The following is an 8,630-nucleotide window of genomic DNA, read 5'->3' on the forward strand; positions in this document are numbered from 1 at the left end:
CCCTCAGACGGCCCCCGGGTTCTCGCCTGCGAACGTCCCGGCCAGTCCGGCGAGCACGACGAGTGCCGCCACGGCGAACAGCAGTCCGTACGGATCGGCCGCCAGGTGCGCGGCCACGCCCACCCAGGCGGCGCCCACCGCCGAGCCACCGAAGCGGATGAGGTTGAACAGTCCCAGACCGGTTCCGACGGCCCCCGCGGGCGATCGGGTCGAACCGGCCGCGGCGGGCGTCTGGACCATGCCGATCCCCACTCCGGCGACGACGAGCACGGCGCCGACGGCGATCGGGTTCCGGACATCGGCGGACAACGTGATCGCCAGTGCGACTTGACTACTGATCAACACCACCAGGCCGGACCGCATCACCACCCGGGCCCCGATCCTGTCGACGAGACGCCCGACGACCGGCGCCACGCACGTCATGACGACCGGCAGCACGAAGAGCATCAGCCCCGCCTGTGTGGTGGAACTGCCCGAGCCCGTCAGGTAGAGCGGAAGCGCAAGCAACAGCGCGCCCAGCGCGAACATCTGGGTGAAGGCGGCGAGAGCGCTACGCAGGAACCGCGATTCGATCACCAGATCGATGGGCACGAACGGGTTCGCCGCCCGCCGGCAATGGACCACGAACCCCGCCGTGACGACGGCTCCGCCGCCGATCGTCGCGATGCCGACCCAGACGGGAACCTGCTCCATCGAGACGGTCGTGAGGCCGAGGATCAGCAGGACCGCTCCGAGCGTGACTGTGAACGCCCCGATCACGTCGAGCCGCATCTTCTTGCCGGGGTAGCGCGGGATGTAGCGGAGGGTTGCGGCGAACCCGATCAGCGCGAGCGGCACCAGTGGCACGAACGCCCACCGCCAGCCCCACCAGTCGCTGACAATTCCGCCCATCGACGGACCGACGGCCTGACCGATCCCGTTCACCGCCGCCCAGGAGCCGACGGCGCGCGCCCGCCGCGCGGGCCCGAACAGCCACGCGATCAGGCCCATGACCGCAGGCGCGAACGCGGCCGCGGCGATCCCGCCGAGCGACCGCCAGATCACGAGCACGGGCAGGGAGGGCGCGAGCGCCGCGCCGAGCGAACAGACCGCGGTACCCAGCAGTGCGGCGCAGTACACGCGTCGGCGACCGAACCGGTCCCCGATCCACCCGGCCAGCGGCATTGTCGCCGCGAAGGTGAGGAGGAATCCGACGACGACGAAGATGCCGCTGCCGAGGCCGGCATCGAAGTCCGTGAGGATCGCGTTCAACGGGACGTTGACGATGTTGTTGCTGACCGTGCCGACGAACGTTCCGGCGAGCAGCGCCGCCAGCGCGGGCGACGTGCCGGGTCCGCGTTCGTCCCCCGCGGTTGCACTCTGAGCCTGACCGACCGCCGTGTTCATAGAGTCCACTTTCATCCGAGAATTCGCGTTCCGGCGTTGCCAGTTCTCGCCGGAAACCCTTGCCGCACTCCGCCCACCCAAATTTGGTTAGGCAAACCTAATTATGAACACGGGATTCCGTGAAATGGCCTCTGCCGAGCATTCCTTTACTTGCGCGTGACAACAAGCAATCCCGGCGAAAAATGCCGGGCACAATGCACAAATACGCTGGTTATCGATGTGCACTCTGGACGTTGACCCTGGAAAACGCCCCGCGCAGTATCACTGCACTGTGACTAGTGCCACTAGTCTGTACCTATTTCGAAGGGGCGCACCGTGGATGTAAGTCTCACCGCCGCACATTGGGTGTATCTCGGAGGAATCATCGTCATCCTCGGGACGATGCTCATGCGGAAGAACATCGTCGTCCCCGCCGTCATCGGCACGTTCCTGACCGCCTTCGTGTTCTCCGACAGCCTCGTCACCGGTCTCGCGTCGATTTTCAACGCGAGCCTCGTCGCCGCCCGCGAGCTGTTCAACATCTTCCTGATCATCTCGTTGGTGACGGCGATGCTCGGCGCCCTCCGGCAGATGGGAGCCGACCGGTTGATGGTCGCCCCGTTCCGGCGCGTCATGCGCGGCGGCACCAGCAGCTTCATCGTCCTGGCCGTCGTCACCTACACGATCTCGCTGTTCTTCTGGCCCACCCCCGCGGTTCCGTTGATCGGAGCCGTCCTCATCCCCGTCGCCATCCGCGCCGGCCTTCCCCCGATGGCGGTCGGCATGGCGATCGCGATCTGCGGGCAGGGCATGGCGCTGTCGTCCGACTACATCATCAAGGTGGCGCCGGGTCTGTCGGCGAAGTCGGCGGGAGTCGATCCGGACGTCGTCGCGGACCGCGCCCTGGTGATGTCCCTGATCGTCGGTCTCACCGCGCTCCTCATCGCCTACTTCACGCAGCGCAGGCACATGCGCCGCCCCGCACCGGAACTGCTCACCGACTGGGAGTCACGCGCGGAGAGCGACTTCGGCAAGCCAGGCGGCGACGCCCCCGAGGGCGGTGCGACCCCCACCGGCGGCGCGATCGATCGCGCACCGGCCGAAGCGGCGACGAGTGCCGCTCTCCCGACGACGACGGCCGTCCTCGCCGAACCCGTCACGGCTTCCGCCCGGCAGGTCATCGACGACACGTTCAAGAGCATCCGTGCCGCAAAGACTTTCGCAGTACTCGTGCCCACCGCGTACCTGGCATTCATCGTCTACCTCATGGTCGGCAAGTTCACCGATCTGGTGCCCGACCTCAAGGGCGGCGACGCGGCGGCGATGGTCGGCGGCATCGCCGCGCTCATCCTGTTCGCCGCGGCCGCGACCAACGACAAGAAGGGATTCCTCGAGACGACGTCCGAGCATCTGATCGACGGCCTGGTCTTCGCGTTCAAGGCCATGGGCATCGTGATCCCGATCGCCGGATTCTTCTTCATCGGCAACGGTGACTTCTCCGCCGCCATTCTGGGACTTCCCGCGGACGCGACCGGTCCGACGCTGCTCTTCGACCTGGTGAACGCCGCGCAGTCCCACCTGCCGCAGAACGTGTTCGTCACGTCGTTCGGCATTCTCGCCATCGGAATGATCGCGGGCCTCGAGGGCTCCGGATTCACCGGGCTGCCGCTCACCGGTTCGCTCGCGGGCGCGCTCGGGCCCGCTGTCGGGATGGACCCCGCAACCCTGGCGGCGATCGGTCAGATGGGGAACATCTGGTCCGGCGGCGGAACGCTCGTCGCCTGGTCGTCGTTGATCGCGGTGGCCGGCTTCGCCCGTGTGCCCGTCCTCGAACTCGCCCGGAAGTGTTTCGTGCCCGTGGTGTCCGGCCTGGTGCTGTCCACCGCACTGTCCGTGCTCATCTTCTGACGGCTCGACGGCCTCGGTGGGGCGGTTACCCCGCCGAGGTCACGCGCGCAGTCGATCCGCATTCTCGAGGATGGCGGCACGCAGCGCCTGCTCCGGTTCGCTGAGAACACTCCGGCGGGCCTCCAGCACGAATTCGACGTCGACGTCGGGCCCCCATTCGTCGCGCGAGCGCATCCGCACCGGCGCCAGCCCCGCCGGCGGCAGCGTCTCGGCATGGAACACGACGCCGAGACCCGCAAGACAGGCAGCCCGCAACCCGTTCAAACTGTCCGTCACACAGGCCACCCGCGCGCCGCGCCCGGATTTCTCCAGGACGTCGAGCGCCGCTTCCCTCGTGATCGACGGCGGCGGATACGTCACCAGCGGCACCGGCCCCGCTGCATCCGGAACGAAGTCGGGTGCCGCGAAGAACGCCAGCCGGTCGGTCCACACCAGTTCGCCGTGCCGGTCTCCTCTGCGACGCTTCCCGAAGACCAGGTCCAGCCGGCCTTCGTGCAGTTGCCGGAACAACACTTCGCTCAAGGCCACCGTGAGTTCGAGATCCACCAGCGGATGGCTGCGACGGAACTCGCCCAGAATCCGAGGAAGCTCGTGCAGAACCAGATCTTCGGACGCCCCGAACCGGACGCGTCCTCGCAGACCGGATTGCGTGAAGTAGCGCTCGGCGTCCGAGTGCCGCTCGAGTATCGACGTCGCGAAACCCACCATCACCGTGCCGTCCGCGGTCAGCTCGACCGAATGCGTGTCCCGCAGAAACAGGCGGCGCCCGGCTGCCAGCTCCAGCTTTCCGACGTGCTGGCTGACCGTCGACTGCCGCAGGTTCAGTCGCCGGGCCGCGGCGGTGAAACTCCGGGTGCGCGCGACCGCGAGAAAGCTCCGCAGATGAACCGGATCGAACATCACCCATTGTTATCACGGTTCGGCATTACAGTAAACGCGACTATCGCCTTTCGAAATATCCGCGTGTTCCATACGGTCGAACCATGCTGACGAAGATCCCGCTGCTCAGAAGACTCGATCCGTTCATTCTCGGCATCCTGATCACCGTCGGGATCGCCAGCCTGATCCCCGCGGACGGCACGGCCCTGACCGCGTTCACCTGGGCCACGAAGGTGGCCGTCGGAATTCTGTTCTTCCTCTACGGCGCCCGACTCTCCACGCAGGAGGCGCTGCACGGCCTGCGTCACTGGCGTCTGCACGTCACCATCCTCGCGGCGACGTTCGTGATCTTCCCGCTACTCGGAATCGCTGCGCGCGTGCTGGTCCCGACGATCCTGACCCAACCGCTGTACCTGGGCCTCCTCTACGTCTGCCTGCTGCCGTCAACCGTCCAGTCGTCGATCGCCTTCGTGTCGATCGCCCGAGGCAACGTGCCCGGCGCCATCGTCAGCGCCTCGTTCTCCAACATCCTCGGCATCTTCGTCACCCCGCTCCTCGTGGCATTGCTGATGACGAGTGAGGGGGCAGGCTTCGACGCGTCCTCCGCGACCGGCATCCTCGTCATGCTCCTGCTCCCGTTCATCGCCGGCCAGGCAGTGCGGCGGTGGATCGGCCCCTGGGTGAAGAAGCACGGCGCACCGCTCAAGCTCGTCGACCGGGGTTCGATCCTGCTGGTCGTCTACGTCGCATTCAGTGAGGGAATGAACGAGGGAATCTGGGGCACGTTGTCCGTCGGCCGACTCCTGGCTCTGCTCGCGGTGTGCGCGGTGCTGCTCGCGATCGTCCTGTCCGTCACCTGGTTCGGGTCGAAGCGACTCGGTTTCGACCGGGCCGATCAGATCACGATCACGTTCTGCGGGTCGAAGAAGAGCCTCGCCACCGGTCTTCCGATGGCCACCGTCCTCTTCGCGAGCCAGCCGATCGGCCTGATCGTGCTGCCGCTCATGCTGTTCCACCAACTGCAGTTGCTGGTGTGCGCGTGGATGGCGGGCCGGCTGGCCCGACGCGCCGCAGCCGAGGAGACGGAACTCGCGACCAGTTCGAGCTAGCCGGGAATCAGTCGGCCAGCACGGCCTTCAGGAAGGTCTTGGTGCGCTCGTTCTTGGGCGCGGTGAAGATCGTCGCCGGGTCGCCTTCCTCCACGATCCGTCCGGCGTCGAACATCATCACCCGGTTCGACACGTCCCGCGCGAACTGCATCTCGTGCGTGACGATCAGCATGGTGATGTCGGTGGTGCGCGCGACGTTCCTCAGCACGTCGAGGACGTCCGCCACCAATTCCGGATCCAGTGCCGACGTGACCTCGTCGAGCAGCAGAATGTCGGGGTCCATGGCCAGTGCCCTCGCGATCGCGACCCGCTGCTGCTGGCCACCGGACAGTTGCGTCGGATGCGCGGTCTCCTTGTCCGAGAGCCCGACCGTCTCCAGCAACTCGCGAGCCCGCTGCACGGCCACGGCCTTGTCGAGTCCGAGAACGTGGATCGGTGCTTCGGTGATGTTCTCGATCACGTTCATGTTGGGGAACAGGTTGAACTGCTGGAAGACCATGCCGATCCGGCGTCGGATCCGGCGCACGTACTTCTCCGACGCCGGCACGAGTTTGCTTCCCTTCTCCTCGTGCGTCAACGGTGTCCCGTCCACCCAGATGACGCCGTCGTTCACCTTCTCGAGGGTCATGAGCAGCCGCAGGATCGTCGTCTTCCCCGATCCGCTCGGACCGATCAGGGTCACCCGGTCGCCGCGCGCGACCTGGAAATCCAGGTGGTCGAGCACGACGTGGTCGCCGAACTGCTTCACGACGTCGTCGAATCGGATCATCGGGGTTGCTGCGCTCGCGTCATCGGGCAAGACGTCTCTCCAATCGCCGTATGAGCAGGGACGTCGGGTAGCTGGCGACGAGAAAGATCACACCCGCCAGGGTCAACGGTTCGAGGTACTGGAAATGCCGGGCGCCGAACTGCTGCGCGGCCGTCACCATCTCCACCACGGTGATGGCGAACAGGAACGGGGTGTCCTTGAACATCGACACCGCGTAGTTGCCCAGCGCGGGGACGACGCGACGGATGGCCTGCGGCAGGATGATCGCCCGCCACGTCCGAGTGGGCGCGATGGACAGCGCCCGCGCGGCCTCCCACTGGCCGACGGGCACCGCTTCGATACCCGCCCGGTACACCTCGGCCATATACGTCGAATAGTGGATTCCGAGTACGACGACACCGATCTGCAGCGGCGACAGTCCCGTGAACGTGTAGTACACGAACAGCAGTTGCACGACGAGCGGCGTCAGCCGGATGAATTCACTGATCGCGCGGACCGGGACACTCACCCATCGCGGCGCGGCCTGCCGGATCAATGCGATGACGAGACCGAGAACGACAGAGATCAGGAATCCGAGAACGGTGGCGATGAGGGTGATCTTGAAACCCTCGAGCAGCACGGGCAGAGCCTCGAACGCTCGGTCCCAACTCCACTGGACGCTCATTGCTTCGCGGCCTCCAGTCCCCGTGGATCGGTGGGCGCGAGGCTGAAGATCTCCCGTAGGGACGGTCCCGTGCCGAGGCGATTCTTCGCCCGCACCTCCAGCGCGTTCATCACCAGTGTCAGCACGTAGCCGATGACGAAGTAGATGACGAGTCCGACGCCGAACGCGAAGAGCGTATTTCCGGTCGTCTGACGGAGTTGGTCGATCTCGAAGGTCAAGTCCTGCAGAAGGATATAGCTCGCGAGCGCCGTGCCCTTGAGGAGTTGGATCAGGAGATTGGTCAACGGAGGAATCATCTCCGCCCAGGCCTGTGGGAAGACCACCCGGCGCAGCCGCTGCCAGTGACTGAAGTCCAGCGCCGTCGCCGCCTCCCATTGCGATTGCGGCACCGAGTTGATCGCGCCGCGCACCACCTCGGCTCCGTAGGCGCCGTAATTCAGCCCGAGCGCGAGGATCCCGCAAAGCACCGGGTCGATGAGATAACCGAACAGCGGAACCACGTAGAACAACCAGAAGAGCTGCACCAACAACGAAGTGCCCCGGAAGAATTCGATGAAGGCGCGAGCCGATCCCCTGATCACGATGTTGTGCGCACGCGCAGCCAGTCCGAGCGCGAGCGCGAGGACGAACGCGAGGAGGGCGCCTCCCGCAGTCAGTTGGAGCGTGACGACGATGCCTTCCTGGATGCTCGGCCACGCATCCAGGAAGGCATCGATATTCTCGTTCACAGGCAGCAGACCTCTACGACGATCAGCCTGCCCCGCCGCAGAGTTTGGCGGTGGTCAGGTTCGGATCGGGCAGTTCCTCCGCGGTGAATCCGAACGGTCCGACGATGGACAGGTACTTGTCCTTGTCGGAGGTGATCTTGGCCAGCTCGGCGTTGTAGGCGTCGCGCAACTCGGTGTCCTCCTTACGGAAGACCGTGCCGCCGGCACCGACCTGGGGGACCCCGTCGATCTCGGCGACGAAGGAGCTGGTCACGTCGACCGGGGCCTGCGGGTTGTTTTTCGCCAGCCAGTTCAGCGAGATCCCGGTGAGCGCAAAGACATCGGCTCGCCCGTTGGCGACGGCGTCCATTCCATCCTGCGGCGACGCCACCTGCATTGCATCGATTCCGAGCTGCTGCGCATAGTCCGATTCGATCGCCCCGGTCATCGCGGCCATCCGCACCCCGCTCTGCTGCACCGACTGCATGTCGGTGAGGTTCGCGGGATTGCCCTTGGGCACCATCAGCGCGGTGGTGTAGTTGAACTCGGGCTCGCTGAACGCCGCCTGCTCGCACCGCTGCGGCAGGATCGACATACCCGCGCTGACGACGTCGAACCGGCGGGCCTGCAGTCCGGGTATGAGCGCTCCGAAGTCGGTGCTCACGCCCTCGACGTTGTCGATGCCCAGGTTCTTGAAGATTTCGCGGTGCAGGGCCACGGTGGCGCCGGTCAGCTGGCCGTCCTGCTCGAAGCTGTACGGCGCCTCGCCGGCGAAGCCGACGGTGACCGTTCCGCTGTCCTGCAGTTGCTGGAGGAGCGATCCGCCGCTGGTCGTGTCGGTCTTCGTGCACCCCGCCAGGGAGCCGGCAGCCACCATCATGCCTGCGAAGGCGACAGCCGCTCTGACCGCCGGACGTTGTTTCGACATCGTGCTCGTCACCACAGATTCCCTTCGTCACCTCGGGTGATCCGGGAGGACGCGCACCGCACGGCACGACCCCAACGGATCTGCCCGGGCCACGTTACGCAGGCGAAGGACCTACCATAGGGGAACCGGGGGGACGTTACCGCAGCGTTATCAAATGGCGGTCGGCGAATGTCTCCGGGAATGCCGAAAGCCCCCCAACATGGTTGGGGGGCTTTCGGTAACGGATGTTCGGCGGTGTCCTACTCTCCCACACCCTGTCGGGTGCAGTACCATCGGCGCTGGAGGGCTTAGCTTCCGGGTT

8 protein-coding genes and 1 rRNA gene are annotated in these 8,630 nt (G+C 65.9%); 2 read left to right on the forward strand and 7 right to left on the reverse strand.

Going from position 1 to position 8,630, the window contains the following annotated elements; translation table 11 throughout:
* Positions 1-3: 3 nt before the first annotated feature.
* Positions 4-1,386, reverse strand: coding sequence for an MFS transporter (locus tag HGB39_RS29560; protein ID WP_064079917.1), 1,383 nt, complete (start codon positions 1,384-1,386; stop codon positions 4-6).
* A 315-nt stretch (positions 1,387-1,701) separates the two neighbouring features.
* Between HGB39_RS29560 and HGB39_RS29565 the strand changes: the two genes are divergently transcribed.
* Positions 1,702-3,273 carry a hypothetical protein gene (locus HGB39_RS29565; protein ID WP_005569250.1) on the forward strand — a complete coding sequence of 524 codons (1,572 nt, stop codon included), beginning with the start codon at positions 1,702-1,704 and terminating at the stop codon, positions 3,271-3,273.
* Positions 3,274-3,312: 39 nt separating this feature from the next.
* Here the strand turns inward: HGB39_RS29565 and HGB39_RS29570 are convergent, their stop codons facing one another.
* Positions 3,313-4,173 (reverse strand): LysR family transcriptional regulator, encoded by an 861-nt coding sequence (locus tag HGB39_RS29570; RefSeq protein WP_005569252.1) that lies wholly within the window; start codon positions 4,171-4,173, stop codon positions 3,313-3,315.
* A gap of 83 nt (positions 4,174-4,256) precedes the next feature.
* On the opposite strand from HGB39_RS29570, the gene HGB39_RS29575 reads away from it, so the two are divergent.
* Positions 4,257-5,261 (forward strand): bile acid:sodium symporter family protein, encoded by a 1,005-nt coding sequence (locus HGB39_RS29575; protein WP_005569253.1) that lies wholly within the window; start codon positions 4,257-4,259, stop codon positions 5,259-5,261.
* Positions 5,262-5,268: 7 nt separating this feature from the next.
* Here the strand turns inward: HGB39_RS29575 and ehuA are convergent, their stop codons facing one another.
* The 5 genes from ehuA to rrf form a co-directional block, all read right to left on the reverse strand.
* The gene (gene ehuA, locus HGB39_RS29580; RefSeq protein WP_005569254.1) at positions 5,269-6,030 is read right to left on the reverse strand and encodes an ectoine/hydroxyectoine ABC transporter ATP-binding protein EhuA; all 762 of its coding nucleotides are present in this window, start codon (positions 6,028-6,030) and stop codon (positions 5,269-5,271) included.
* A 19-nt stretch (positions 6,031-6,049) separates the two neighbouring features.
* Positions 6,050-6,694, reverse strand: a complete 645-nt coding sequence (ehuD, locus tag HGB39_RS29585) for an ectoine/hydroxyectoine ABC transporter permease subunit EhuD (RefSeq protein ID WP_005262076.1) — start codon at positions 6,692-6,694, stop codon at positions 6,050-6,052.
* On the reverse strand, positions 6,691-7,422 hold the full coding sequence (gene ehuC, locus HGB39_RS29590) for an ectoine/hydroxyectoine ABC transporter permease subunit EhuC (RefSeq protein ID WP_005569255.1): 732 nt from the start codon (positions 7,420-7,422) through the stop codon (positions 6,691-6,693). Before ehuC ends, ehuD begins: the two co-directional genes overlap by 4 nt.
* A gap of 22 nt (positions 7,423-7,444) precedes the next feature.
* Positions 7,445-8,329, reverse strand: coding sequence for an ectoine/hydroxyectoine ABC transporter substrate-binding protein EhuB (gene ehuB, locus HGB39_RS29595; protein WP_037206073.1), 885 nt, complete (start codon positions 8,327-8,329; stop codon positions 7,445-7,447).
* A 226-nt stretch (positions 8,330-8,555) separates the two neighbouring features.
* Positions 8,556-8,630, reverse strand: a 5S ribosomal RNA gene (gene rrf, locus HGB39_RS40540); the annotation flags it as partial.

It is taken from the genome of Rhodococcus opacus (assembly GCF_012396235.1).
Classification (GTDB): domain Bacteria; phylum Actinomycetota; class Actinomycetes; order Mycobacteriales; family Mycobacteriaceae; genus Rhodococcus_F; species Rhodococcus_F opacus.

Excerpts from the sequence above, each read along its gene's own strand:
- ehuB (WP_037206073.1), bottom strand. The coding sequence starts at position 8,329 with ATGTCGAAACAACGTCCGGCGGTCAGAGCGGCTGTCGCCTTCGCAGGC.
- HGB39_RS29560 (WP_064079917.1), bottom strand. The coding sequence starts at position 1,386 with ATGAACACGGCGGTCGGTCAGGCTCAGAGTGCAACCGCGGGGGACGAA.
- HGB39_RS29570 (WP_005569252.1), bottom strand. The coding sequence starts at position 4,173 with ATGTTCGATCCGGTTCATCTGCGGAGCTTTCTCGCGGTCGCGCGCACC.
- HGB39_RS29575 (WP_005569253.1), top strand. The coding sequence starts at position 4,257 with ATGCTGACGAAGATCCCGCTGCTCAGAAGACTCGATCCGTTCATTCTC.
- ehuA (WP_005569254.1), bottom strand. The coding sequence starts at position 6,030 with ATGATCCGATTCGACGACGTCGTGAAGCAGTTCGGCGACCACGTCGTG.
- ehuD (WP_005262076.1), bottom strand. The coding sequence starts at position 6,694 with ATGAGCGTCCAGTGGAGTTGGGACCGAGCGTTCGAGGCTCTGCCCGTG.